This is a genomic window from Mesorhizobium sp. LMG17149, assembly GCF_024518695.1.
GTDB lineage: Bacteria > Pseudomonadota > Alphaproteobacteria > Rhizobiales > Rhizobiaceae > Mesorhizobium.
In genome coordinates this window covers 542,358-569,284 of the sequence record NZ_JANIFL010000005.1, presented here as the reverse complement: position 1 = coordinate 569,284, position 26,927 = coordinate 542,358, and the positions used below count along the sequence as shown (strand labels likewise).

Here is a 26,927-nt window from a genome sequence, read left to right as displayed (position 1 = left end):
GATCTTCGTCACGCCCGACGGCGAGCGCTCGATGAACACCTATCTCGGCGCCTGCGTCGAGCTTGGCCCTGAGGATGTCGAAGCCGACAAGGCGTCTGGCGCCAAGGTCACCTATTTCGAAGGCTATCTGTGGGACCCGCCGCGCGCCAAGGAGGCAATCCGCCAGACGGCGAAGCTGGCGCACGCAGCAGGCCGAGAAGTGTCGATGACACTGTCGGATTCGTTCTGCGTCGACCGCTACCGCGACGAATTCCTTGAGCTGATGCGTTCGGGCACGGTCGACATCGTCTTTGCCAACAGCCACGAGATCAAGTCGCTCTACCAGACATCGTCGTTCGACGAGGCGCTGGCCCAGATCCGCAAGGATTGCCGGATCGCCGCCGTGACCCGCTCGGAAAAAGGCTCGGTGATCGTGCGCGGCGACGAGACCGTGGTCATCAAGGCGACCGCCATCAAGGAACTGGTCGACACGACGGGCGCCGGCGATCTCTATGCCGCCGGCTTCCTGCATGGCTACACGCAAGGCCGCGACCTGCAGACTTGCGGCGACCTTGGCTCACTGGCGGCCGGCTTGGTGATCCAGCAGATCGGCCCCAGGCCACGGCAGAATCTGCGCCGCGAGGCTGAGCAGGCGGGGTTGCTGTAGAGAAAGCTCTTCCCTTCTCCCCCTGTGGGAGAAGGTGTCGCCGAAGGCGACGGATGAGGGGTGCTCCAGCTTGGCACTGACGGTACTCCGTCCAACACCGTCTTGGCGCTGCGCGCCAACCCACCTTCTCCCACAGGGGAGAAGGGAAGGCCGCCTCCGCTTCTCACCGTCGCGCGGCTGTCACACATCGCACCTACACGCAATCTGGCGCCCCGCGACTGACCTTTCGGGGCGCCAACAGCCAGTTGGGATGTCAAGAAATGCAAGACAGCGAGCTGTCGGGCCGCAGCATCTGTTGCCGTCGCGATTTCCGCTTTACGCTCTAGAGATTCAAAAGCCGGCCGCAGCTGTGGGAGGGGAGCGCGGCCCAGAAGACAGATGTATGAACAGATTTCAGATCCAGGGCCTCAAGCAGGACGACTTCGCCGAGATGGTCGCCGAAGACGTCGAACGCGCGCTTGCCCACTATGACGAGGCCATCAACAAGCCCACCATGGTCTCGGTCGGCAAAATCGCCGGCAGCATAGCGTCCGCCGTCACCTTGCTGTCACCGAAGCACCAGCGCGCTATCGACGCCATCCATGCCGACCTGCCCGGCCTGGCCTCGAGATTCGTGCGCGCGCTGGCGGCGGAAGCCGCGCGCCGCAGCGAAGCCGGTATAGCCGGCGTGATCAATCCGCCGACGACCCCGTTGGCCGATGTCGAGCCTCCTTCGCTGCCAAAATCCGACGATCTCGAATCGATGCTGATCGAGGACTGGGCGGGCCGCGTCGCCGGCTCGACCTATCTGGAAGAGAATTTGCGTATCGCCCGCTCGACCCTGCACCGCTGGCAGCGGCGGGGCGAGGTCATCGCCTTGCGCAAGGGCGGCCGCAAACATGTCTTCCCGCTGGCGCAGTTCGTCGATGGACGGCCGGTTGCAGGCATTCGCGACGTGCTGTCGCTGATCAGCAATCCAAGGCTCGCATGGCTGTGGCTGACGCGGCCCTCGGCGCAACTCGATGGCCGCGTTCCCATCGACCTGCTCCGGCATGATCAGGTCGACGAGGTCGTCGAGGCGGCACGGGTGTTCGCGCCGGCTTGATGGCTTTTGGTGCAAGCCCTTGATAGACGCGCCTAGGCAGTCTTGCGAATCGAGTGGCGGGGCCTGGACGATGGCTGTTGCGGCGCCATTTCCCTGGCCGTGACCAGCCGGTTGCGGCCGCTCTTTTTTCCGATGTACATCAGCCGGTCGGCGAGCGCGATCAGCGCTTCGGAATCGGCGGCCTCCGCCGGATACATGGCCACGCCAACGGTGCAGCCGACCTGGATGGCGCCAGTCGGCGTGGGAACCTTGATCCGCAATCTTTCCAGGATGCGTTCGGCGACTCGCACGGCCTTCTGCTGTGCCAGATCGGCGTCGCCCGAAAACAGGAAGGCGAACTCGTCGCCGCCAAGCCGGGCGACGAAATCGGCGCTGCGCAGGATCGAGCGAAGCTGGCTCGATACGCGCTGCAGCAGCGCATCGCCGGCCTCGTGGCCGAGCGTGTCGTTGACTTCCTTGAACCGGTCGAGGTCGATGAACAGAAGACCGGCCGCCTCGCCGGTGACGCCGCAGCGGGCCACCACCGATTTGAGTTCGTCGTGGAAGGCGCGCCGGTTGGGCAAGTCGGTCAATGCATCGTGGTTGGCCGAATGGTCGCTCTGCTGCTTCGCCAGTTCGATCTCGCGCTTTTGCGCGGATAGTTCCTCATTGGCGGTCTTCAGATCCAGCAGCAGCTGGGAATTGAGGTCCTCGACAACCTTGCGGTCGCTGATGTCGACGACGAAGCCTTCGAGGAATTCGAGTTCACCGGCGTCGTCCCAGACACCGCCGCCGATCTCGCGGACCCACAGCGGTTCGCCGACCTTCGGCACGATGCGGTAGTCGACGTTCCAGTTGCAGCGCGCTTCGAGCGCGGCGTCGACGGCGGCATAGACCGAGGGGAGATCATCCGGATGGATGGCCGAGACGTAGTCGCGCACGGCGTTGTGAATGAAATCGCTTGGTCGATAACCGCTGACGGTGAGAATGCCGTCGCTGATATAGAGCATGGTGTAGGACGCATCGTTGCGGCAGCGATAGAGGTAGCCGTCCATGCGCCCGGTGATGCTGAGAAGCGCATCCAGGCGCTCGTCGTGATAGGCTCCCTGGCCGCCCACGGATGCAGGACTCGTATCGTGCTTCACGGCTGCAGATCCATGACGGTCACCACCCCAGTCTGTCCAAAATGCCGCGCTGGCACATCGACGACAGCTCTCTGGTATAACAACCGGATATTATCAATCTCTTATGGATCGCGGTGGTTTTGCTCGTGAAGTTGGCTTGAATCGCAGGATTCCTGCGATTGCACGCATCCGGCGGGGTGGGGCGAGCGATTCCATTCAGGCCGCCCTCGGGGCGCTTTTCCTCAAGCTCCCCCCAGATACGCTGCAATCGTCGCTATGTTGACAGCATCACGGTTGAGACTTCAGCCGGTTCGAGATCGCGAGGAAGTCGATGGTCGACACTAGAACGAATTAAATCCCCTATTGTCCGATGGAAACTTGCCATTGAAATTGGATCCTTCATCTCGTTCCTCCTCCAATCGCGATTCCGGAGCCAGCCGAATCCTGATTGCTAGGCATCGATGCGAAAAGATTGGCAATGAGCAGCGCGTTCAAATCCTTCGAACGAGTACTCGCAGTTTCAAGACCTAATGATATAAGATTCACCGTGTGAGGGGGAGAACATGGATTCTGTCAAAGCTGGAATTTTGTACGAGAAACTCAAAGGCACATCTATTGGACCGTGGAGGATTGACAAGCTAAAGGGCATTGGAAAGTCAGCTGCGGTTTTCTTGGGAAGTCAAGGTACTGAAACTGTAGCTGTCAAGATTTTCGACGATGAACTGATCGAAAAGTACGGGGACAAAGCCCAGCTGGCGCGCATCGATAGAGAGTTGAAGTTGGTTGGAAAATCTCATCCGAGTATGGTTAAAATTCTAGACGGCGGCTTCGACAAGACGACTAGTTCCCACTACATAGTGATGGAATATCTCGACGGTCCGAATTTGAAAGAGTGCCTTACTGAAATTCCCTCTATCAATATAGGATCGCTTATTCAGCAGCTGGCGTCCTGCGCACATTTCTTCGAAAATGAGGGCTTGGTTCACAGGGACATCAAGCCTGAGAATATAGTTATTCTAGATAATTACACCAAACTAATACTCCTTGACTTTGGAGTGATCAAGCCAATTGGCCAACCGGGATTTACCGATGACGACGGTATCCAACCATTCATCGGCACTCTTCAGTATAGTTCTCCCGAATTCCTTCTAAGAGAGGAGGATAATTCGAGAGATGGATGGAGAGCGCTAACATATTACCAAATAGGCGCCGTCTTACATGACCTAATTATGAGGAAAGCTCTGTTCGAGGAGTACGCTACACCTTTTGCTAGGTTGGTGAACGCTATTCAATCCACAGTTCCAATAATTCAAAGCTCGAGCGTTGAAAACTATCTAATTGAACTTGCTCGAACTTGCTTGCTAAAGCAACCGAAGGCCAGACTCACATTGCTCGATTGGTCCTCGTTCAATATTCCTGAAGCAGATTCAATGTCAGTAGAGTCCGCTAAGCAGCGCGTAACAAATCGCGTGATAGTTCGACGAGCAGAACAGGTTGAGCCAGATTTGGCGCCTACAGTCTCAGCACCTCAGGTGGTCAATGAGGTGATTGATTTTCTGAAGAAAGCAGCCAGGCTTTTGAGGACAGATAATGAGCTTTTCCCTGTAATCGACATTGTTTTTCGGCCTAAGCACTGCGATCGCATGGTCATGCGCTTGCGAGCATCCGATGAGCATAGCCTACTGCATGATTTGACCGCTTGCATCGACATTGAGGTGGTCGAAGCCAACGCAAGAGCTGTCGCTCTCTACTTGTGGGGGCATTGGGGAAAGGTAGTGAATGAGGAGCCGTCTTCGAAGAAATCTTTCTTCAAAGGTTCCGTTGACACTTCTGCCATACTGATGGCGTTTGAGAGCGCTGTTTATAATCTAGTTGATGCAGGGCAAGGGGTGGTCGACCCGGAGCTTGGTCAACTTGTAGCGTAGGCAGATTGTAGCAATTTTTTGGGGGGCGTTATGGCGGGCACTTGGTGGACCAAACCGGAAGATCTTGATGAAAAACAGCTGGAGGTGGTGTCGCTCGGACTAGGTGGGAATCACCTAATTCTTGGGCCGGCCGGATGCGGAAAAACGAACCTACTTCTCCTGCGAGCCACCTACCTGCACAAGAGCAAAATCTCTAACATAGCAGTATTTGCCTTCGGTCGAGTTCTAAAGGAATTTCTGACCTCCGGCGCTGCTAATTATCCATTTTCGTCCGACAAGATCCAGACTTACCTTCGATGGGGAGCAGAGATGCTTTCTGCTAATGGCATAGCTTTCTCCGGTAAGGGAAATTTTGACGAAGTTCGAGCTGAATTGTACGAGAAGCTCTATGGTCTAGCTGGGAAGAATTTAGAGGAGAATAGGCTGGACTGCATTCTTATCGACGAGGCGCAGGACTATGACGAGCGCGAAATAGATCTAATTTTCAGTTTCGCCGATCAGATCTTCGCTGTCGGTGATGATCGCCAGCGAATATCAAATGTTAGTGGCGCGCTCGAAAGGCTGGCCGAGAGGTGCGACCACGTCATTGAACTTACGGACCACTATCGAAATGGGTTTAAGATATGTCGCCTAGCCGACGGAATCCGAAATAGCATTGACAGCGAAGACGGCTTAGAGGCTCACTCAAAATATAATGAGTCCGAGTTCGAGTCCACGGTGCGATCATTCCCGAACTTGGATCTGAAGGAACAGGTGCAGAAAGCGATCGACGAAATTTCTGAACAATTGGACGCGTACCCTGGCGACTTGATCGGCGTGCTCTGCCCCCGCCAAGAGGAGCTTGGGGAGGTTTGGGACCTAATTGCAAACTCGCCCTTGGCGGATGAGGCCCAACTACAACAATTTGCTGGGGGATACGCTCAATTCCAGCCAAACAGACGCATTATAGTAACGACGATACACGGGGCCAAGGGATTGGAGTTTCGAGCGCTTCATCTTCTAGGCATGGATTTCATTAAGAAATTCAAGACGCAAAAGAACATGAGCTACACAGCGGTAACGCGATGCAAAACCTCTCTCAGAATTTACCATGACTCTGATCTACCTGGATATCTTGAGAAAGGTCTCTCTTGCCTAGATAATTCGGTAGCAACCCCGCCTTCTGTAAAAGATTTGTTCCAATGAAGAACAACACTTATCTCGAAGGAGCAATCGTCAATAGGAAAGATTTTGTTGCATGGATTGGAAAGCAGCTTTCACCTGTACGAGTTCCAGTTTCAGCATTAAATTTTAGGAGAAACCTAAAGGCTGACTCCTGCGCACTCATCTGGTCCAAGAATCAGGTGGGTGGAAACTCATTGCCTTTTATTGTGGTTCCCGATGAAAGTCTCCCGGATTTCTTTGCATTCGTAAACACTTATCTTCTTGGCTACTCACCGTTTTCGGCGTTTTTTCGCGTGATTGGAATTAGCGTTTATGATGAGATCGCCTCCGATCGCAGTTCAAAGGAACATTTCTGGCTCCCACAGACAGCAGTCGGCATCGCCATTGCTGAAGCAGCACTCCGCCAAGGCGGGCGGCGACTGGTTGAAGCACCTAATGTAGCCTCCATTCGGTCCACCCTGTCCTGCGCTCTCATAAGTGCTGCATACCAGTTGCATCCTAATGTACCCCTGGAACGAATCGCTTCTCGCTGGCTCGCGATCCGTCGAGGATTCGGTGAGGACGATAGCAATTCCAGCGTTGAGAGATGCTTGACGGTCGTCGGAGCGTATATCGCAGCTTTGTCGGATGCGTCAGCCTCGAGGCAGTCAAAACTTTATGACGCAATCCGCCAAACTCGGACCGACGGAGTCGTCACCGCAGAAGTTTGGCGATTGCTGGTTTCCAACATTCCCGAATTTCAGGATATATTCAACAAATTACGCGGACCGAGGGAAGAACGAGTGCGAGTCGCCCGAAGCGCCTTGATCGAGCTAGCGACTAGGAAGGATAGGATCGACCTTATGCAATTGGAGTGCATCGCTGGATGCGTTCTTGCGTTGGTTGGGGATGGGTCGTTCCAATATCTCCCTCTAGCAGTTGATTTAGGTAGCTCTCTTCCAACGAGTATTCTATGGTTTGCTGCTTGGTGCTCTCTGTTTAAAGCGACGGATATTCTTGAGTACGGTGGATCCGTTGGCCGCCGCGTGGCGCGCGACGTGTTCACTCCAATTGAATTTTTCGGAGCGCCCCAATGCGACATATCCTCTGATGAACTACTAGTCATTCGAGAAAATCTAAAAATAAGCAATCTTAACGCCCCAGATTCATCATTGCTGGTCGTGGAAATCTTTCCTTTTGTTAATTCAATTTTTCGACTCAAGGACTCTGCCTTTGGCACCGGCAAGCCAAATATCTCATTGGATGACCTTATGGAAGTCGAACGTCTTATCGATAGAACTAAGCTCTTCCTAAATAGAGCAATGAACCGTGATCGGGACACCGATCAGTCGCGGCTACCCTTGGGGGATCGATCTCGCCGCAATCGTTGACATACTTGCTCAAGTTCCCGCCGTATATGCCGCAATCGCCGCCATGTTGACGATGTCGCTATCCTTGGCATTCAGCGAAACAATCTGCACCGGCTTGTTCAGCCCGACCAGCAGCGGGCCGATCACCGTCGAGCCGCCGAGTTCCTGCAGCATCTTGGTCGAGATCGAGGCCGAATGGAACGCCGGCATGATCAGCACGTTGGCCGGACCGGTCAGCCGGATGAACGGATATTGCGCCATGGCGCGGGCGTTGAGGGCGACGTCGGCGGCCATTTCGCCGTCATATTCGAAATCGACGCGGCGCTTGTCGAGGATGCGCACCGCTTCCTGGACGCGTTCGGAACGCTCGCCCTGTGGATGGCCGAAGGTGGAATAAGCGAGCATGGCAAGGCGTGGCTCGTAGCCCATGCGGCGGGCAAAGCCTGCGGCTTCCTCGGCGATGTCGGCGATCTGCTCGGCATTCGGCATGTCGTGCACGGCGGTGTCGGCGACCAGCACGGTCTTGCCTCGCGCCAGCACGATCGAGACGCCGATGACGCGGTGGCCGGGCTTGGCGTCGATGACGCGGCGGATGTCGTCGAGCGCTGTCGAATAGTTGCGGGTGACGCCGGTGACGATGCCGTCGGCATCGCCCAGCGCCACCATGCAGGCGGCGAAGTGGTTGCGGTCGTTGTTGATCAGGCGCTGGCAGTCGCGGAACAGGAAGCCTTTGCGCTGCATGCGCTCGTAGAGATAGTCGGTATAGATGCCGTTGCGGCGCGACAGCCTTGCATTGATGATCTCGATGCCTTGCTTGTTGAGGTCGATGCCGGCGTGCTTGGCGTTCTCCTTGATGACGTCGTCGCGTCCGAGCAGGATGGCGGTGCCGAGCCGCTGGTTCACATAGGAGACGGCGGCACGCATGACCTGCTCCTCCTCGCCCTCGGCGAAGACGATGCGCTTGGGCTGGCGGCGCACCCGGTCGTAGATGCGCTGCAGGGTCGAGGCGATCGGGTCGCGGCGGGCCGACAGCTCCTGCGCGTAACGGTCGAGATCGAGGATCGGCTTGCGGGCGACGCCGGAATCCATCGCCGCCTTGGCGACCGCGATCGGGATGGCCGAGATCAGGCGCGGGTCGAACGGCACCGGGATGATGTAGTTGGGGCCGAATTTCGGCCGGTTGCCCTGATAAGCGGCGGCGACATCGTCGGGCACATCCTGGCGCGCCAATGCCGCCAGCGCCTGCGCGGCGGCGATCTTCATGTCGTCATTGATGGTGGTTGCCCTGACATCCAGCGCACCGCGGAAGATATAGGGAAAGCCGAGCACGTTGTTGACCTGGTTGGGATAATCAGAACGCCCGGTGGCCATGATGGCGTCGGTGCGGATTTCGGCGACCTCCTCCGGCGTGATTTCCGGGTCGGGATTGGCCATGGCGAAGATGATCGGGTTCTTGGCCATCGACTGCACCATGGCGGTGGTCAGCGCGCCCTTGGCGGAGAGGCCGAGGAAGACGTCGGCGCCGTCGAGCGCCTCGGCGAGGCTGCGCGCCTCGGTCTTGACCGCATGCGCCGATTTCCACTGGTTCATGCCTTCGGTGCGGCCCTGGAAAACGACGCCCTTGGTGTCGCACAGGATGATGTTTTCCGGCGCAAAGCCCATCGCCTTCATCAACTCGATGCAGGCGATGCCGGCGGCGCCAGCGCCGTTGCAGACCATTTTTGTGGTCTTCATGTCGCGACCGGTGATCTCCAGCGCGTTGATCAGGCCGGCGGCCGAGATGATCGCGGTGCCGTGCTGGTCGTCGTGAAAGACGGGAATGTCCATCAATTCGCGCAGGCGCTGCTCGATGATGAAGCACTCCGGCGCCTTGATGTCCTCGAGGTTGATGCCGCCGAAAGAGGGCCCGAGGAACCGCACGCAGTTGATGAATTCGTCGGCGTCCTCGGTGTCGACCTCGAGGTCGATGGAATCGACATCGGCGAAGCGCTTGAACAGCACCGCCTTGCCCTCCATCACCGGCTTGGAGGCCAGCGCGCCGAGATTGCCGAGACCGAGGATGGCCGTGCCGTTGGAGATGACGGCGACCATGTTGCCGCGCGTCGTGTAGTCGAAGGCGCGGCTGGGGTCTTCGGCGATGGCCAGAACCGGAACCGCGACACCAGGCGAATAGGCAAGGCTGAGGTCGCGTTGCGTCGCCATCGGCTTGGTGGCGACGACCTCCAGCTTGCCCGGCCGCCCCATGGCGTGGAATTCGAGCGCTTCCTGCGCACTGACGGACGGACCGCTGTTCTCGGTTTTCCTGGCCATGATGTTCTTGATTTCCTCGCCGGTGCAGCACCTCCTTGAAGCGGGTGCTTTGTTTCGGTCCGAATTAAGACCACGCGCCGCCGCGTGTAAACCGCCAGCGTTCGGGAATCGCAGTTGGCCCGAGTGATTGCGGGCATGCGGCCGCCTCGGTCGTCCCCTGTTTTTCGAAGCGCCGGCATTAAACCGCGCTATCACATCTGCTAGCGTGCCGCGCATGAACATGCATAGCCCCAACGAGCCAGACGCCCCCGAGGCGATGACGCCCGTGCCCACCGCCCACGCCGGCGCCACGCCGATGATAGAGCAGTTCATCGAGATCAAGGCGGCGAACCCCGATTCGCTGCTGTTCTATCGCATGGGCGATTTCTACGAGCTGTTCTTCGACGACGCCGAGAAGGCGAGCCGGGCGCTGGGCATCGTGCTGACCAAGCGCGGCAAGTATCAAGGGCTCGACATTCCGATGTGCGGCGTGCCGGTGCATGCGGCCGACGACTATCTGCAGAAGCTGATCGGCCAGGGTTTTCGCGTTGCCGTCTGCGAGCAGATCGAGGATCCGGCCGAAGCGAAGAAACGCGGCGGCAAATCGGTGGTGCGCCGCGACGTGGTGCGGTTGGTGACACCAGGCACCATCACCGAGGACAAATTGCTGGCGCCCTCGGAATCGAGTTTCCTGATGGCGCTGGGGCGGGTGAAGGGTGGAGCAGACCACTCCTTCGCGTTGGCCTGGATCGACATCTCGACCGGCGCCTTCCGCGTCACCGACACCACCGCCGACCGGCTGCTGGCCGACATCTTCCGAGTCGATCCGCGCGAACTGATCGTTGCCGAGCCGGTGTTCCACGATCGGGAGTTGAAACCGGTGTTCGACGTGCTCGGCCGCGTCGCCAGCCCGCAGCCGCCGTCGCTGTTTGATTCGGCCTCGGCCACGGGACGCATCGCCCGCTTCTTCGATGTGGCGACACCGGATAGTTTTGGCGCCTTTTCGCGCGCCGAACTGTCGGCGATCTCCGGCGCCATCGCCTATGTCGAGAAGACGCAGAAGGCCGAGCGCCCGCCGCTGTCGCGGCCCGATCGCGAAGAGCAGGGCTCGACCCTGTTCATCGATCCGGCGACACGCGGCAATCTGGAACTGCTGCGCACGCTGTCGGGCAGCCGCGAAGGGTCGCTGTTCAAGGCGATCGACCGCACGGTGACCGGCGGCGGCGCAAGGCTGCTCGCCGACCGGCTGATGGCGCCGCTGACCGATCCCGCGGCCATCGGCGCCAGGCTGGATTCGGTGTCGTTCTTCCGTTCCGAAACGCGGCTCTGCCAAGCGGTGCGGTCGAGCCTGAAGAGCGTTGCCGACATGCCGCGCGCACTGTCCAGGCTGGCGCTCAACCGGGGCGGGCCGCGCGACCTTGGCGCGCTGCGCGCCGGCTTCGAGGCGGCAGGCGCGATCGCCGAAATCTTTGCCGCGACCGCCCCGCCCCCGGAACTTGCGGCGGCATTGGCCGCCATCCATGCTCTGCCCCAGGCGCTGGCCCAGCATCTGACGCAGGCGCTTGGCGACGAACTGCCGCTGCTCAAGCGCGATGGCGGCTTCGTTCGCGGCGGCTATCATGCCGATCTCGACGAGATGCGGGCGCTGCGCGACGAATCGCGAAAGGTGATCGCCGGGCTGGAGCGCTCGCTGATCGACGAGACCGGCATCCGCTCGCTGAAAATCCGGCACAACAATGTGCTTGGCTACTATATCGAGGTGACCGCCAACCATCATGCGGTGATGACCGGCAGCGATGGCGCCAAGGCGCGCTTCATCCACCGCCAGACCATGGCCAACGCCATGCGCTTCACCACGACCGAGCTTGCCGAACTCGAGACCAAGATCGCCAATGCCGCCGACCGGGCGCTCAGCATCGAACTGTCGGCCTTCGAGGCGCTGACGGCGGAAGCGGTTGGCGAGGCGGAAAAGATCCGTGCCGGCGCCGATGCGCTGGCCGTGCTCGACGTGTCGGCGGCGCTCGCGCTGCTTTCGGAAAGCGAAGCCTGGTGCCGGCCGGTGGTGGATTCGAGCCTTGCCTTCGAGATTACGGGCGGGCGGCATCCGGTGGTCGAGCAGGCGCTGCGCCGCTCCGGCGAAGGCCCATTCGTCGCCAATGATTGCGACCTGTCGCCGGAGGGCAGCGCCAAGAACGGCGCGATCTGGCTTTTGACCGGCCCCAACATGGGCGGCAAGTCGACGTTCCTGCGGCAGAATGCGCTGATCGCCATCCTGGCCCAGACCGGCTCGTTCGTGCCGGCGACATCGGCCCATATCGGCGTCGTCGACCGGCTGTTCTCGCGTGTCGGCGCCTCGGACGATTTGGCGCGCGGCCGCTCGACCTTCATGGTCGAGATGGTCGAAACGGCTGCCATTCTTAATCAGGCCGGCGAGCGCGCACTGGTGATCCTCGACGAGATCGGCCGCGGCACCGCCACTTTCGACGGCCTGTCGATCGCGTGGGCGGCGGTCGAATATCTGCATGAGAAGAACCGCTGCCGGGCGATCTTCGCTACCCACTTTCACGAAATGACCTCGCTGGCCGGCAAGCTGGCGCGGCTCTCCAACGTCACCATGCGGGTCAAGGAATGGGAAAACGACGTCGTCTTCCTGCACGAGGTCGGCAAGGGTGCCGCCGACCGCTCCTACGGCGTGCAGGTGGCGCGGCTGGCCGGCCTGCCGGAAGCGGTGGTCGACCGGGCCAAGGAAGTGCTGCACCAACTGGAGGAGGGCGAGGTTTCGGGCAAGACCAATCGCCTCGTCGACGATTTGCCGCTGTTTTCGGTGGCGGTGAGGCGGGAAGCACCAAAGCCGATCAAGAGCGACGTGCTGGGCGCGGCACTTGGCGACATCAACCCGGACGAAATGACGCCACGCGAGGCACTGGAAGCGCTCTACCGGCTGAAGGGGTTGGCGGGGACGTAGTCAGATCATCTCCAACCCGCGCTTGCGCGCTGGTGGCGGGAAGGCGCGGTCGAGATCGGCGATGTCCTGCGGCGTCAGCTTGATGTCGAGCGCAGCGACATTCTGGCGGACATGCTCCTGGCTGCTGGCCTTCGGGATGGCGATGACGCCCTCCTGATGCGTCACCCAGGCCAGGGCGATCTGTGCCGGGGTCGCATCGTGGCGGGCGGCGATGGCATTGAGCCCGGCATAGCGTGCCAGCGCCCCCTGCTCGACAGGCGAATAGGCCATCAAGGGGATGCCGCGCTGCCGGCTCCAGGGTGCCAGGTCGAATTCGAGGCCACGCCGGACCAGATTGTAGAGCACCTGGTTGGTCTGGACATTGTTGCCACCGGGCAGGCCGATCAACTCTTCCATCTCGTCGGTGTCGAAATTGCTGACGCCCCAGTGGCGAATCTTGCCGGCCTTTTTCAAGGCCTCGAAAGCCGCGACCGTTTCCGCCAACGGCACGCTGCCCGGCCAATGCAAGAGATAGAGATCGATGCGGTCGGTGCGCAGGCGTTTCAGGCTGTTTTCGCAGGCGCGCTGCACGCCCGCGCGCGAAGCATTCGATGGCAGAACTTTCGAAACCAGGAAGGTCTCGTCGCGGCGCCCGGCAATAGCCTCGGCCACCACCTCCTCAGCACCGCCGCTGGCATACATTTCGGCGGTGTCGATCAGTGTGATGCCGAGGTCGAGGCCGAGCTTGAGGGCGTTGACCTCAGAGGTGCGGCGACTGTTATTCTCGCCCATCTTCCATGTGCCCTGGCCAAGCACCTGAACGGCTTCGCCAGAGGGCAGTTTGGTGGTTCTGATGGTCGATGGCATGGCGGGCTCCAGTTGGGGCCGATCGCATCACAGGCTGGACGAGAAATCCAGAGGCGTTCTCGCCGCGCTGGCGATGGCTGAAGACTTACTTCACCGGATGGGCGGCAAGCCAGGCCTGCATCTGCTTGATCTCGGCTTCCTGCGCGGCGATGACGCCTTCGGCCAGCTTGCGGATTTCCGGATCCTTGCCATTGGCGAGTTCGACCTTGGCCATGTCGATCGCACCCTGATGGTGCGGGATCATGCCTCTGACGAAATCGACGTCGGCATTGCCGGTATAGTCGGACGCCATCATGTCGGCATGCATCTTGTCCATCGCCGCCTTGTAGCCTTCCGTCGAAGGGCTGGTCGCATCCGCCGCCATGGCGCCCATGTCGTGTTTCATCTCTTCGCTTTGCGCCGGAACGCTTTCGAGGAAGACGGCAACCAGCATTCCGGCCGCCATCAGCAGCAGCACGAGTTTTTTGGCGAAGGTCATTCATGGTCTCCTGTTGGATGGGTTTCGTATTTGGGGGCTTGGATCAGAGTTTCAATGTTCTCAGCCGCAACGCGTTTGCGATCACCGACACCGAAGACAGGCTCATCGCCGCCGCCGCCAGCATCGGCGACAGAAGCGTGCCGGTGAGCGGATAGAGCACGCCGGCGGCGACCGGCACGCCAAGCACATTGTAGAGGAAGGCAAAGAACAGGTTCTGGCGGATGTTGCGGATTGTCGCCTGGGCCAGCGTGCGGGCGCGCACGATACCGTTGAGGTCGCCCTTGACCAGAGTGATACCGGCGCTTTCGACAGCGACATCGGCGCCAGTGCCCATGGCGATGCCGACATCGGCAGCTGCAAGCGCTGGTGCATCGTTGACGCCGTCGCCGGCCATGGCAACACCGGCGCCTTTTGCGCGCAGTTCCTCGACAAGGGCTGCCTTCTGTTCCGGCAGCAGGCCGGCGCGGACCTCGTCGATGCCGAGGCTTCTGGCGATCGCGTTGGCCGTGCGTTCATTGTCGCCGGTCGCCATGATGATGCGCAAGCCGCTTTCATGCAGAGCCTTGATCGCCTCGGCCGTCGTTGCCTTGATAGGGTCGGCGACGGCGACGATGCCGGCCAGCTTCTTGTCGACAGCGACGAACATCGCCGTCTTGCCTTCGAGCTGCAGCGCCTCGGCCTTGGCCGAGATGGATGCGATGTCGACGCCAAGGTCCGCCATCATCGCAGCATTGCCGAGCGCGACCGTCTTTCCCGAGACCGAACCGGACACGCCCTTGCCGGTGACCGCCTCGAAGGCGCTGGCCTCGGCAACGGTCACGCCGCGTGTAGCGGCGCCGTCGACGATGGCTTCAGCCAGCGGATGCTCCGACCCCTTCTCCAGACCGGCGGCAAGCGCCAGCAATTCCTCTTCGGAGAAGCCGTTTGCCGTGACGACATCGGTCAGTTTCGGCCGGCCTTCGGTCAGCGTACCCGTTTTGTCGACGATCAGCGTGTCGACGGAAGCGAAGCGTTCGAGTGCTGCGGCCTCCTTGATCAGCACGCCGGCATGCGCTCCGCGCCCGGTTGCGGTCATGATCGACATCGGCGTGGCGAGGCCGAGCGCACAGGGGCAAGCGATGATCAGCACCGACACCGCGGAGACGATGGCAAAGATCAGGCTGGGCTCGGGTCCAAACACGGCCCAGGCGATGAAAGCGACAATCGCGACAAGGACGACGGCCGGGACAAAGTAGAAAGAAACGCGATCGGCCAACCCTTGAATCGGGGCGCGCGAGCGCTGCGCCTTGGCGACGAGATCGACGATGCGCGCCAGCGTCGTCTCGGCGCCGACCTTCTCAGCGCGCATGATCAGCGCACCATTCTTGTTGAGGGTGCCGCCGGTCAGCGCATCGCCCTCGACCTTCTCGACCGGCAACGGCTCGCCCGTGATCATCGATTCGTCGATCGAGGATCGCCCTTCCAGCACCGTGCCATCGACCGGCACGGCGTCACCGGGGCGTATGCGCAGGCGATCGCCGGCTTTGACCGCATCGAGCGGCACATCGCTTTCGGAACCGTCGGTGGCGATCAGCCGCGCGGTCTTCGGCGCGAGATCAAGCAATGCGCGGATTGCCGAGCCGGTCTTTTCACGGGCGCGGAGCTCCAGCACCTGGCCAAGGAAGACCAGCGCAACGATGACGGCAGCAGCCTCGAAATAGACCGGTACCGCACCGCCATGGCCGCGGAACTGATGCGGAAAGATATCCGGAAACAGCGTGGCGACGACGCTGTAGAGATAGGCAGCACCAACGCCGAGCGAGATCAGCGTCCACATGTTGGGGCTGCGGTTGACGAGCGAGTCCCAGCCGCGGTGGAAGAAGGGGAAGGCGGCCCAAAGCACCACCGGACTTGCCAGGACCAGTTCGATCCAGACTTTTGCCCGGTCCTCGACCAGACCTTCAAACGTCAGGCCGATCATGGGTGCCATGGCGATGATCAGAAGGGGGATCGACAAGGCAGCGCTCACCCAGAACCGCCTGGTGAAATCGACCAGCTCGGGATTTGGCCCTTCATCGCCCGTTGGTACGCCCATCGGCTCCAGCGCCATGCCACAGATCGGGCAGGATCCTGGCTTGTCGCGGATGATTTCGGGATGCATCGGGCAGGTGTATTGCGTGCCTTTGGGCATCGGCTGCGGTGCCGGCCTGTCGCCGAGATATTTTTGCGGCTCCGCCTCGAATTTCGCCTGGCAGGCGGCCGAGCAGAAGTAAAAGCCCTGGCCTTCGTGGCGGGCAAAGTGCCTGGCTGTCGCGCGGTCGACGCTCATACCGCAAACCGGATCGGTGGCCGTCAGGAATTTTTCCGGCTCGGCGACGAATTTCGCGCGGCAGCCCTGGCTGCAGAAATGATAGGGATGGCCATCATGCTCGGCCGTCGGCTTGCCGGCGACCGGATCGACAGTCATGCCGCAGACCGGGTCGCGGACGACGCTCTTCGTGGTGGGCACGGCGCCTTTTGTCGAGCAGCAGCCACCATGCGCGTGATGATCGTGATCGGAATGCGTCATTCGAAAATGCCTCGATGGGTCGGTGTGTGACGCGGAGATAGGGCTTCCAGTAACTGGAAGGTCAAGGGCTGTTTCGACTTTCTTTTCCGGTCGACGGCGCGTCCATCCTCCCCAAAAAAAGTATCACGCGGCAACACCACGCCTGCTAGAGAGCGAGCGTCCCGGGGGTGAGATTTTCTTTGGCAATGAAGCGTCTGGTCATCAATCTCGATCGGTCTCCCGATCGCCTTGCCCGTGTGACGGCGGAGTTTGTCCGCATCGGCGTCCCATTCGAACGCGTTCAGGCCATCGACGCACGGGATCGGCCGGACCTGGACCAGCTGCCACAAAATGTCGGATATCGGAACAGGCTGCCATTGACTGACGGCGAGATCGCCTGCCTGCTCAGTCACCGGGCCTGCTGGGCCGCCATCGCGCAAGGCGACGCTCGCTACGGGGCAATCTTCGAGGACGACATCGTCTTTGCCGCGAAAGCCGGCGCATTGCTTCGCGACAGCGACTGGATTCCAGCCGATGCCGAAGTCGTCAAGCTCGAAAGCTATTTTTGCAAGACCGTGATCCGACGCAAGCGCATTGCCATCGGTCACGGCTTTTCCACATCCAAACTCGACGCCGGACATATAGGAACCGCCGGCTACATCATCTCCAGGCAAACCGCGCTCGACCTGATCAAGGCCACAGAGGAGATCGGCATCGCTGTCGACGACCTTGTCTTCAACCCCGAGTTTTCGGTTTTGCGAGGCGAGACGATCTATCAGCTTGTTCCTGCGCTCTGCGCACAAGATCAGTTCCTTGGCGACAGGGCGCTCCAATTGCCAAGCCTGCTCAGGGAAAAGCGCGATATCCAGTGCGCCGCCGGGACCGGGAGACGCAGAAAGACAGCCATAGCGAAGGTAAAAGCCGAGGCTCGGCGAATAGGCAAGCGCATTGCCGATTTCTGTCGACTGAAGCGGAGAATGGTCATTCCATTTACTTATCCGAGCCAGAGCTCAGCCGGGTCTTGAACCGGCTTTCAACGCCCCATACCCAGCGCCGCGAAAACGCGCTATAGACGCCGCCGAAACGGCAAGGCCGGCTGGGTATATGGCAAGAATCTCCCTGAAGCTCGACGAATTGATCGACGGCGAAGCCTTGCGCCGCGAGATGACCGCGCTGACCGCGGCCACGGCGGGCGACGGCTCCGGGCAGGTCGCGCGCAATGGCGTGCTCCAACTGCTCAAGGGACGACTGGCGGAAGGGCGCGCCATTGCCGAACGCATGCTGATGGACGATGGCGGCGGCAGCGCCTGCGCGGCGCGGCTGTCGCACCTCATGGACGAGATCATCCGGGCGCTTTACGATTTCGCCGTCACCCACGTCTACCGGGTCAAGAACCCGTCTTCGGCGGAGCGCATGGCCGTCGTCGCTGTCGGCGGCTACGGCCGTGGAACGCTGGCGCCCGGATCCGACATCGACCTGTTGTTCCTGCTGCCCTACAAGCAGACGCCGTGGGGCGAACAGACAGTCGAATACATGCTCTACATGCTGTGGGACCTGGGGCTGAAGGTCGGCCACGCCACCCGTAACATCGACGAATGCCTGCGCCTGTCGCGCACCGATGTCACCATTCGCACCTCGATCCTCGAAGCACGTTTCCTGTGGGGCGAGGAAAAGCTCTATGATGAACTGATGCTGCGGTTCGACCATGAGGTGGTGCGCACGACCGGCCCCGAATATGTCCAGGCCAAGCTTGCCGAACGCGATGACCGCCATGCCAAGGCCGGCGAAAGCCGCTATCTGGTCGAGCCCAACGTCAAGGACGGCAAGGGCGGCCTGCGCGACCTGCAGACGCTGTTTTGGATCGGCAAATATTTCTATCGGGTGCGCACCGGCGAGGAACTGGTCGACAAGGGCGTCTTCACCGAGGGCGAATACCGCGAGTTCCAGAAGGCCGAGGATTTCCTGTGGGCGGTACGCTGCCACATGCATTTCCTCACCGGCAAGGCCGAAGAGCGCTTGCATTTCGACATCCAGCGCGAGATCGCCGAACGGCTCGGCTACACCACGCACCCCGGCCTGTCGGCGGTCGAGCGCTTCATGAAGCACTACTTCCTCGTTGCCAAGGACGTCGGCGACCTGACCCGCATCTTCTGCGCTGCGCTCGAGGAGGAGCAAGCCAAGCACGTTCCTGGCTTCAACCGCATCTTCCTGACTTTCTCCAGGCGCAAGCGCAAGCTGGCCGGCACTTCCGACTTCATTGTCGACAACCACCGCATCAACATCGCCGACGACCAGGTGTTCGAGCGCGATCCGGTCAATCTGCTCAGGCTGTTCTGGTTCGCCGACAAGCACGGTCTGGAATTCCACCCTGACGCGCTGAAGCTGCTGACCCGTTCGCTCGGCCTGGTCAACAAGTCGCTGCGGCGCGACGAGGAGGCCAATCGGCTGTTCCTCGACATATTGACCTCGGATCGCAATGCCGAACTCAATCTGCGTCGCATGAACGAAGCCGGACTGCTCGGCAGGCTGATCCCGGATTTCGGCAAGATCGTCGCCATGATGCAGTTCTCGATGTACCACCACTACACGGTGGACGAGCATCTGATCCGCTGCATCGGCGTGCTGGCCGAGATCGAGCGCGGCGACGGCGAAAAGGTCCACCCCCTGTCGCACACGCTGATGCCGGGCCTGAAGAAGAGCCGCGAGGCGCTCTATGTCGCCGTACTGCTGCACGACATCGCCAAGGGCAGGCCGGAGGACCATTCCGAGGCGGGGGCCAGGATCGCCCGTCGCATCTGCCCGCATATGGGGCTGTCGCCGGCCGATACCGAAACCGTGGCCTGGCTGGTCGAGAACCACCTCGTGATGTCGATGACGGCGCAGACCCGCGACCTCAACGACCGCAAGACCATCGAGGATTTTGCCGCGATCGTGCAGTCGGTCGAGCGGCTGAAGCTGCTTTTGATCCTCACCGTCTGCGACATCAGGGGCGTCGGACCCGGTGTCTGGAACGGCTGGAAGGGCCAGCTGCTGCGCACGCTCTACTACGAGACCGAATTGCTGCTGACCGGCGGGTTTTCGGAAGTGTCGCGCGCGCAGCGCACGGCGGCGGCACGCGAGCGCCTGGCCGAGGCGCTTGCCGACTGGCCGGACAAGGCCCGCAAGCGCTATGTCGGCCAACACTACGAGAATTACCTTTTGACCGTCGATCTCGCAGACCAGTTGCGCCATGCCGAGTTCATCCGCGAAGCCGACGTGTCAGGCAACAAGCTTGCCACCATGGTCAAGACCCACCAGTTCGAGGCGGTGACCGAAATCACCGTGCTGGCGCAGGACCACCCCCGCCTGCTCTCGGTCATCGCCGGGGCGTGCGCCGGAGCCGGCGGCAACATCGTCGACGCGCAGATCTTCACGACGTCGGATGGCCGCGCGCTCGACACGATCCTGATCAGCAGAGAATTCGATCGCGACGAGGACGAGCGCCGGCGTGCCGAGCGTGTCGGCCGGCTGATCGAGGACGTGCTGTCGGGCAAGAGCTGGCTGCCGGAAATGATCGAGAAGCGCACCAAGCCGCGGCGCGGCTCCAAGGTGTTCAAGATCCCGCCGCGCGCCGAAATCCGCAACACGCTGTCGAACCGTTTTTCGGTCATCGAGGTCGAGGGCCTCGACCGGCCGGGACTGCTGTCGGAGATCACCGGAACGCTTTCCGACCTGTCGCTCGACATCGCATCGGCCCACATCACCACCTTCGGCGAAAAGGTCATCGACACTTTCTATGTCACCGATCTCACTGGCCAGAAGATAGACAGCCCGGCCCGCATCGCCACCATCCGCAATCGGTTGATGGCAACGCTCGAAGGCATCGTGCCCGAACGCGGCGGCAAGTCCAGGGCGGCGGCCGAGTGACAACGACCATCACTTCGTCCCAATTTCGCAGGCAGTTCCCAAAAGCATGAGCCTCGTCAAGAAATTCGCAACGGTCGCTTCCGGCACGCTGATGAGCCGCGCGCTCGGTTTCGGCCGCGAGATGCTGATGGCCGCCGCACTCGGTACCGGACCGGTCGCCGATGCCTTCAACGCCGCTTTCCAGTTTCCCAACACCTTTCGCCGGCTGTTTGCCGAAGGCGCCTTCAACGCCGCCTTCGTGCCGCTGTTCGCCAAGGAGATCGAGACCCACGGTACCGAAGGCGCCAAGCGCTTTTCCGAGGAAGTGTTCGGCGTGCTGTTCACGGCGCTGCTGGCGCTGACGATCATCATGGAACTGTCGATGCCGCTGATCGTGCGCTATCTGGTGGCGCCGGGTTTTGCCGGCACGCCGGGGAAGTTCGACACCACGGTGACGCTGGCGACGATCATGTTTCCCTATCTGATCTGCATGTCGCTGGGCGCGATGATGGCGGGCATGCTGAATTCGCTGCGCCGCTATTTCGCCGCCGCGGTGGCACCGGTGTTCCTCAACATCATCCTGATCGGCGTGCTCGCCTATGCCTGGTATAAGGGCTCGGATGCCCTCACCGTCGGCTACGGGCTGTCCTGGGGCGTGCTTGCCGCCGGACTGGTGCAACTGGCGATCGTCTGGGTGGCGGTGCGCCACGCCGGCATCTCGATCGGCTTCCGCCGGCCGAAAATGACGCCCGCGGTCAAGCGGCTGCTGATCCTGGCGCTGCCGGCGGCCATCACCGGCGGCATCACCCAGATCAACCAGCTGATCGGCACGGCGATCGCCTCGGCGCAGAACAGCGCGGTATCCTCGCTCGCCTATGCCGACCGCATCTACCAGTTGCCGCTCGGCGTGGTCGGTGTTGCGGTGGCGATCGTGCTGTTGCCCGAATTGTCGCGGGCGCTGAAGTCGGGCAATCTGATCGAGGCGGCCAATCTGCAGAACCGCTCGGTCGAGTTCACGCTGTTCCTTACCCTGCCGGCAGCCGCGGCACTCTGGGTGATGTCGGAGCCGATCGTGCGGCTGGTCTATGAGCGCGGCGCATTCGCCGCCAACGGCTCGACGCCGACGGTGGCGGCGATCCTGGCGATCTTCGGCCTCGGCCTGCCGGCCTTCGTGCTGATCAAGGCGTTCACCCCAGGCTATTTCGCCCGCGAGGACACGCGCACGCCGATGATCTTTGCCGCCATCTCGGTGGCGGTGAACGTCACCACGGCGCTGACGCTGTTTCCACGGATGGGCGCGCCCGGCATCGCGGTGGCCTCGGCCGTCGCCGGCTGGGTCAACGCGGTGATGCTGCTCGGCGTCTTGATCCGGCGCGGCCATTGGGGGCGCGACGTGCCGCTGATGAAGCGCATTCCACGGCTGGTGCTGTCGGCGGCCGTAATGGGGGCGGCACTCTATTTTGCCGAGCACTGGTTCGCCGTCAGGCTAGGGCCGGGCTCGCCGCTGGTGGTCAAGGCGACGACGCTGCTGTCGCTGGTTGCCGGCGGAGCGCTGCTTTATTTCATCACCGCCTTCGCCACAGGCGGTGCCGATTTCGGCATGATCCGTCGCAACGTCAAGCGGGGATCGGGCAAGTCGGCGCCACCGGTCGCAAAGACCGACCTGGACGAGTAGAGCGCCCGACACGCCCGCAGCGCCGTCTTGATCGCAGCGCCGTCTTCGTCCATAAGCGCGCCGTCGCAAGACTTTCGCCGCGCGCGGTTTCCAGCCGCGCGATTGGCTCCGAAAAGTCTGCAACTTTTCGGAATCACGCTTATACGGCCCTCCACAAGCCATGAGGACAATCATGACCGCCTTCAAGCCACTCGTCTTTTCCGGTGTCCAGCCGACCGGCAATCTGCATCTCGGCAACTATCTCGGCGCCATCAAGAAATTCGTTGCCCTGCAGGACACCTCCGATTGCATCTATTGCGTCGTCGACCTGCATTCGCTGACAGCCCAACTCGTTTATGAAGACCTAGCCGATCAGACGCGGTCGATCACCGCTGCGTTCCTGGCCTCGGGCATCGACCCGAAGAAGCACATTGTCTTCAACCAGTCGCGGGTCATGCAGCACGCCGAGCTCGCCTGGATCTTCAATTGCGTGGCGCGCATCGGCTGGATGAACCGCATGACGCAGTTCAAGGACAAGGCCGGCAAGGATCGCGAGAACGCCTCGCTCGGCCTGCTTGCCTATCCTTCGCTGATGGCTGCCGACATCCTGCTCTACCGTGCCACCCACGTGCCGGTGGGCGAGGACCAGAAGCAGCATCTGGAGCTCACCCGCGACATCGCGCAGAAATTCAACAACGACTTCTCCGACCGCATCGCGGCCCTTGGCGTCGGCGTCGAGATGCAGGTCGGCGAAGAGACCGTGAACGGCTATTTCCCGCTGACCGAACCGGTCATCGGCGGGCCGGCGGCGCGCATCATGTCGCTGCGCGACGGCTCCAAGAAAATGTCCAAATCGGACCCGTCGGATTTGTCGCGCATCAACCTGACCGACGATGCCGACGACATCTCGAAAAAGATCCGCAAGGCCAAGACCGACCCCGAAGCGTTGCCGAGCGAGCTGGACGGCCTGGCCGGCCGACCCGAGGCGGAGAACCTGGTCGGCATCTATGCGGGTCTCGCCGAGATATCGAAGGCGGATGTACTCAAGGAATTCGCCGGTCAGCAGTTTTCCGTGTTCAAGCCGGCCTTGGCCGATCTTGCAGTGGAAAAACTGGCGCCGATCGCCAGCGAGATGCGCCGCATTTCGGATGACCGCACCTATGTCGACGCGGTGCTCAAAGATGGCGGCGAGCGCGCCGGCGTGCTGGCCGAAGCGACGATGAAGACGGTGCGCGACATTATCGGCCTGCTGCAGGGCTGATCGCGACATCGGGTGCACTGGCACAAGGCCGGCGGCTTGCCGCCGGTCCCCCGCAGTGGCAGATTGCGGCCGCAAGACACCGAGTAGATAGACATGGTCTCCAAACGCCTCAGCCGCGAAGCCGGCCATCGCAGGAAATTCCTGACGATCATCGACGACACGCCGGAATGCGAGCGTGCCGTCGCCTATGCCTCGAAACGGGCGCAGAGCACCAGCGGCACGCTGGTGCTGCTCTATGTCATCGTGCCGGACGATTTCCAGCATTGGCTGGGTGTCGAGAAGATCATGCGCGAGGAAGCCAACGCCACGGCGCGCGCCGCACTCGACAGCTATGCCAACAAGGTGCGCCAGAAGCTCGGCATCGAGCCCGAGATGGTGGTGCGCGAAGGCAAGCCGACGGAAGAGATCCACAAATTGATCGAGGAAGACCAGGACATCGCCATCCTGGTGCTGGCCGCCGGTGCGGGCAAGGAAGGCCCGGGGCCACTGGTCGGCGCCGTGGCCGGCAAGGGTGCCGCCTTCCCGATCCCGGTGACTGTCGTGCCGCAGAACCTGTCGGACGAGGAAATCGACAGCCTGGCCTGAGATTCTGCTCTTCAGGTGATGCCGGTCCGATGATGGGCGCGAAAAAACATTCCGCCAGCCAGCTGTTCCGGCGATGCGTTTCGCTTGAATGTCCAGCCAATTGAGCCTATTTAGAATTGTTCCAAACTAGATGCCCAAACGGGCACGGAGACGGCTATGTTCATCCAGACCGAATCGACGCCAAACCCGGCGACGCTGAAATTCCTGCCCGGCAAGGAAGTGCTTCTGGAAGGCACCGCCGATTTCCGCGATGCCGACAGCGCCGCCGTCGCCTCGCCGCTGGCCGGCCGGCTGTTCGAAATTCCTGGCGTCACCGGCGTTTTCTTCGGCTATGACTTCATCACCGTGACCAAGGATGGCCCCGACTGGCAGCATTTGAAGCCGGCGATCCTCGGCGCCATCATGGAGCATTTCATGTCCGGCGCGCCCGTCATGGCCAAGGCCGGACCGGCCGCCGAGACCAGCCAGACCGGTGAGTTCTACGACAAGGCCGACGAGGAGCTGGTCATCACCATCAAGGAACTGCTCGATACACGGGTGCGTCCGGCGGTCGCCCAGGATGGCGGCGACATCACCTTCCGCGGCTTCGAGAATGGCACGGTGTTCCTGCACATGAAGGGCGCATGCGCCGGCTGCCCGTCATCGACGGCGACGCTGAAGCACGGCATCCAGAACCTTCTGCGCCATTTCGTGCCGGAAGTGCAGCAGGTCGAACAGGTCTCCTGACGCCCCTTTGATGATTCTACCCCACTGACCATCTGGTCCGATTTCTTCGCTTCCGGCGCATCGATCAGAAGGAACTCCAAAATGATCTACGAACTTCGGGTTTACCGGGCTTTGCCGGGACGCTTGCCGGCGCTTCTTGATCGCTTCGACAAGATCACCCTCAAATTATGGGAAAAGCACGGTATCCGCCAAGCGGGTTTCTTTACCACGCTGATCGGTGCTTCGAACAACGACCTGACCTACATGCTGGCATGGGAATCGCTGGCCGAACGCGAAGAGCGCTGGACGGCGTTCGTGAAGGACCCGGCCTGGACACAGGCGCGGGAAGATTCCGAGCGTGACGGCCAGATCACCGAGACAATCACCAACCAAATCTTGGCTCCCACCTCGTTCTCGGCGGTGTCCTGACCACCGAGCAGGCGTCGCATCGCGCAAACAACAAAAAACCGGGCCGAATTGCCCGGTTTTCTGCTTGGGACGTCCGTTGTTGCCTAGACGGTCCGCGTACGAAAACTGCCTCTAGAGAACGATGACCTTGGCGCCGACCGAGGCGCGGTCATAGAGGTCGATAATGTCCTGATTCATCAGGCGGATGCAGCCAGACGACATCGCCTTGCCGATCGAATTCCACTCCGGGCTGCCATGCAGGCGATAGCCTGAATCACCGCCCTTGTTGAACAGGTACATGGCGCGCGCGCCGAGCGGGTTCTTCAGGCCTGGCTGCATGCCGCCGGCAAACTTTTCCAATTCCGGCTGGCGCTGGATCATCTGCCTCGGCGGCGTCCAGGTCGGCCATTCGCGCTTGAGCGCAATGTGGGCGGTGCCATGCCACTCGAAGCCCTCGCGGCCGACGCCGATGCCGTAACGAATGGCCCTTCCGTCGCCCTCGATGAAGTAGAGGAACTTGTTCTGCGTATCGACGATGATCGTGCCCGGCTTTTCCGGGCTGTCGTAGTTCACTTCCTGCCGATGGTACTTCATCGGCACTTTCTCGATCGGGATGCGCGGCAGCTGATAACCTGCGTCGGTGACCGCGCCGTAGTTGTTGGAGAATATCTGCGAGCCGATGGTGCTGCAACCGGCGATAGCAGTGGAGAGCGCCAGTGCGGCGATGATTGCAAACGACTTCATGCGCATCAGGTGATCCGGTGCCCCGCCCAACTTCGGCGGCACGAGTCGGCCGCTCTCTCATCATCATTCATGCTGGCATTTGCTTTGCTTGCCAAGCGCGCGATGCCTATATGCCTGCCTTGACGTACCGGTAAGCGTATCACTATGGCATTTTGGCAACAGGACTCACAGGATTGTGAAGCAAATTCAAGGGGCCTGCTCCATGGGCTCCTGGAAATCGAGGAGAACCGTCATGAATGTCGGTGACGCCGCCCACCGCTCCGGCCTGCCGGCCAAGACCATCCGCTACTATGAAGAGATCGGCCTGATCGCCCCGGCGCGCGCCGCCAACGGCTACCGCGATTATTCCGGAGACGACATCCATCGGCTGGCCTTCCTGCGCCGCGCGCGCAATCTCGGCTTTTCCATCGACGATTGCCGCCAGTTGATGGCGCTTTACCAGGATCGCAGCCGCGCCAGCCAGAACGTGCGCGAAATCGCCGCCGCTCATGTCACGGCGATCGAGGAGAAAGTGCGCGAGTTGCAGTCGATGCGCTCGACGCTGCAGAAACTGATCCATGCCTGCCACGGCGACGAAAGGCCGGATTGTCCGATCCTTGATGACATGGCGGGGGCGGCGTTGCCCAGCGACAAGGCCGCCTCTGCGCCTGCATAATGACTCTACGTCGACGAGGCCCGACGCCTGGTCGACTCCTGCCGGGAGGACATCCGCAATGGTCTCGATGACCGTCGAACTGCGCAATGTGGAGGACACGCAAGCCGCCATGGGCCGGGCCGGCGGCCACACGATCATCGTCGACCGGCCCGAAGGCAAGGCCGGCGGCATGGGCCTGGGCTTCAATGGCGGCCAGCTCCTCGCCCTGGCGATCGGCGGCTGCTTCTGCAACGACCTTCGCTACGTCGCCGAGGAAATGGGCGTAACGCTCGACAAGATCGCCGTGACCGTGACGCTGAACCTCGAAGGCAAGCCTTTGCTCGCGACCTCGTCAATCATGAAGGTTTCATGCACGACGCTGGACGGCTCCGACCCGGCGGAGATCATCACGAGGGCCGCGGCGATTTCCACGGTCAGCAACTCCCTGCGCCAGGGCGTGCCGGTGAGCATTGAAACGGACGCAACGGCGACCGGCTTGTCGGAGGAATGATCCCTGGGAACAGGCGCATTTGGCCGTGTGGATTGTCGGAGACCGCTAAAAAGATCCGCCGCCGGCACGGCAGGGGGATTGACCCAATTTTCTTCGGCACCTGGGCGCGTCAATCTGCCGCTCTATGTCTTCCCTTGTCGCAATGATCAACGATGGAGGTTGGC

Annotated in this window: 21 protein-coding genes; 15 read left to right on the top strand and 6 right to left on the bottom strand. The window is 61.2% G+C overall.

Going from position 1 to position 26,927, the window contains the following annotated elements; translation table 11 throughout:
• Both NP945_RS14780 and NP945_RS14775 read left to right on the top strand, forming a co-directional pair.
• Nucleotides 1-646 (top strand): adenosine kinase (locus NP945_RS14780; RefSeq protein ID WP_256746747.1); only part of this gene is annotated, 646 nt, incomplete at its 5' end.
• Between the two features lie 382 nt (nucleotides 647-1,028).
• A complete protein-coding gene (locus NP945_RS14775; protein ID WP_256746746.1) occupies nucleotides 1,029-1,730 on the top strand; it encodes an antitoxin Xre/MbcA/ParS toxin-binding domain-containing protein in 702 nt (233 codons plus the stop codon).
• Nucleotides 1,731-1,762: 32 nt separating this feature from the next.
• Here the strand turns inward: NP945_RS14775 and NP945_RS14770 are convergent, their stop codons facing one another.
• Entirely contained in the window at nucleotides 1,763-2,854 is a 1,092-nt protein-coding gene (locus NP945_RS14770; RefSeq protein ID WP_256746745.1) for a sensor domain-containing diguanylate cyclase, read from the bottom strand.
• Nucleotides 2,855-3,396: 542 nt separating this feature from the next.
• On the opposite strand from NP945_RS14770, the gene NP945_RS14765 reads away from it, so the two are divergent.
• Genes NP945_RS14765 through NP945_RS14755 form a run of 3 tightly spaced genes read left to right on the top strand, consistent with a single transcriptional unit; the run spans nucleotide 3,397 to nucleotide 7,292 of the window.
• Entirely contained in the window at nucleotides 3,397-4,758 is a 1,362-nt protein-coding gene (locus tag NP945_RS14765) for a protein kinase (protein WP_256746744.1), read from the top strand.
• A gap of 30 nt (nucleotides 4,759-4,788) precedes the next feature.
• Complete coding sequence (locus NP945_RS14760; protein ID WP_256746743.1) at nucleotides 4,789-5,943, top strand: AAA family ATPase; 1,155 nt, start codon at nucleotides 4,789-4,791, stop codon at nucleotides 5,941-5,943.
• Nucleotides 5,940-7,292: a hypothetical protein gene (locus NP945_RS14755; RefSeq protein ID WP_256746742.1), complete on the top strand. Its 1,353-nt coding sequence runs from the start codon at nucleotides 5,940-5,942 to the stop codon at nucleotides 7,290-7,292. The genes NP945_RS14760 and NP945_RS14755 overlap by 4 nt, the downstream gene beginning before the upstream one ends.
• Before the next feature lie 9 nt (nucleotides 7,293-7,301).
• Here the strand turns inward: NP945_RS14755 and NP945_RS14750 are convergent, their stop codons facing one another.
• A complete protein-coding gene (locus NP945_RS14750; RefSeq protein WP_127266636.1) occupies nucleotides 7,302-9,581 on the bottom strand; it encodes an NADP-dependent malic enzyme in 2,280 nt (759 codons plus the stop codon).
• 214 nt (nucleotides 9,582-9,795) lie between these two features.
• On the opposite strand from NP945_RS14750, the gene mutS reads away from it, so the two are divergent.
• Complete coding sequence (gene mutS, locus NP945_RS14745) at nucleotides 9,796-12,525, top strand: DNA mismatch repair protein MutS (protein ID WP_256746741.1); 2,730 nt, start codon at nucleotides 9,796-9,798, stop codon at nucleotides 12,523-12,525.
• Here the strand turns inward: mutS and NP945_RS14740 are convergent, their stop codons facing one another.
• The 3 genes from NP945_RS14740 to NP945_RS14730 form a co-directional block, all read right to left on the bottom strand.
• Nucleotides 12,526-13,371 carry an aldo/keto reductase gene (locus NP945_RS14740; RefSeq protein WP_256746740.1) on the bottom strand — a complete coding sequence of 282 codons (846 nt, stop codon included), beginning with the start codon at nucleotides 13,369-13,371 and terminating at the stop codon, nucleotides 12,526-12,528. It lies immediately after the preceding gene.
• Nucleotides 13,372-13,456: 85 nt separating this feature from the next.
• Nucleotides 13,457-13,849 (bottom strand): DUF305 domain-containing protein, encoded by a 393-nt coding sequence (locus tag NP945_RS14735; protein WP_127321683.1) that lies wholly within the window; start codon nucleotides 13,847-13,849, stop codon nucleotides 13,457-13,459.
• A gap of 43 nt (nucleotides 13,850-13,892) precedes the next feature.
• Nucleotides 13,893-16,397, bottom strand: coding sequence for a heavy metal translocating P-type ATPase (locus tag NP945_RS14730; protein WP_256746739.1), 2,505 nt, complete (start codon nucleotides 16,395-16,397; stop codon nucleotides 13,893-13,895).
• Nucleotides 16,398-16,582: 185 nt separating this feature from the next.
• Between NP945_RS14730 and NP945_RS14725 the strand changes: the two genes are divergently transcribed.
• The 7 genes from NP945_RS14725 (at nucleotide 16,583) to NP945_RS14695 (ending at nucleotide 24,895) form a co-directional block, all read left to right on the top strand.
• Nucleotides 16,583-17,401 (top strand): glycosyltransferase family 25 protein, encoded by an 819-nt coding sequence (locus NP945_RS14725; protein WP_127269992.1) that lies wholly within the window; start codon nucleotides 16,583-16,585, stop codon nucleotides 17,399-17,401.
• 79 nt (nucleotides 17,402-17,480) lie between these two features.
• Entirely contained in the window at nucleotides 17,481-20,282 is a 2,802-nt protein-coding gene (locus NP945_RS14720) for a [protein-PII] uridylyltransferase (RefSeq protein WP_127271558.1), read from the top strand.
• 46 nt (nucleotides 20,283-20,328) lie between these two features.
• On the top strand, nucleotides 20,329-21,936 hold the full coding sequence (gene murJ, locus NP945_RS14715) for a murein biosynthesis integral membrane protein MurJ (RefSeq protein WP_127271141.1): 1,608 nt from the start codon (nucleotides 20,329-20,331) through the stop codon (nucleotides 21,934-21,936).
• Between the two features lie 172 nt (nucleotides 21,937-22,108).
• Nucleotides 22,109-23,176: a tryptophan--tRNA ligase gene (trpS, locus tag NP945_RS14710; protein WP_256746738.1), complete on the top strand. Its 1,068-nt coding sequence runs from the start codon at nucleotides 22,109-22,111 to the stop codon at nucleotides 23,174-23,176.
• Between the two features lie 93 nt (nucleotides 23,177-23,269).
• Nucleotides 23,270-23,761, top strand: a complete 492-nt coding sequence (locus tag NP945_RS14705; RefSeq protein ID WP_013528063.1) for a universal stress protein — start codon at nucleotides 23,270-23,272, stop codon at nucleotides 23,759-23,761.
• Between the two features lie 156 nt (nucleotides 23,762-23,917).
• On the top strand, nucleotides 23,918-24,487 hold the full coding sequence (locus NP945_RS14700; protein WP_023811631.1) for a NifU family protein: 570 nt from the start codon (nucleotides 23,918-23,920) through the stop codon (nucleotides 24,485-24,487).
• A gap of 81 nt (nucleotides 24,488-24,568) precedes the next feature.
• Entirely contained in the window at nucleotides 24,569-24,895 is a 327-nt protein-coding gene (locus NP945_RS14695; RefSeq protein WP_127269475.1) for an NIPSNAP family protein, read from the top strand.
• Nucleotides 24,896-25,006: 111 nt separating this feature from the next.
• On the opposite strand, the gene NP945_RS14690 is transcribed toward NP945_RS14695, so the two are convergent.
• Complete coding sequence (locus NP945_RS14690; RefSeq protein WP_127269476.1) at nucleotides 25,007-25,624, bottom strand: L,D-transpeptidase; 618 nt, start codon at nucleotides 25,622-25,624, stop codon at nucleotides 25,007-25,009.
• A 226-nt stretch (nucleotides 25,625-25,850) separates the two neighbouring features.
• Here NP945_RS14690 and cueR point away from each other — a divergent pair, with 226 nt between their 5' ends.
• Complete coding sequence (gene cueR / locus NP945_RS14685) at nucleotides 25,851-26,273, top strand: Cu(I)-responsive transcriptional regulator (protein ID WP_127382668.1); 423 nt, start codon at nucleotides 25,851-25,853, stop codon at nucleotides 26,271-26,273.
• 58 nt (nucleotides 26,274-26,331) lie between these two features.
• A complete protein-coding gene (locus tag NP945_RS14680; protein ID WP_256746737.1) occupies nucleotides 26,332-26,763 on the top strand; it encodes an OsmC family protein in 432 nt (143 codons plus the stop codon).
• The last annotated feature ends 164 nt before the right edge of the window (nucleotides 26,764-26,927 follow it).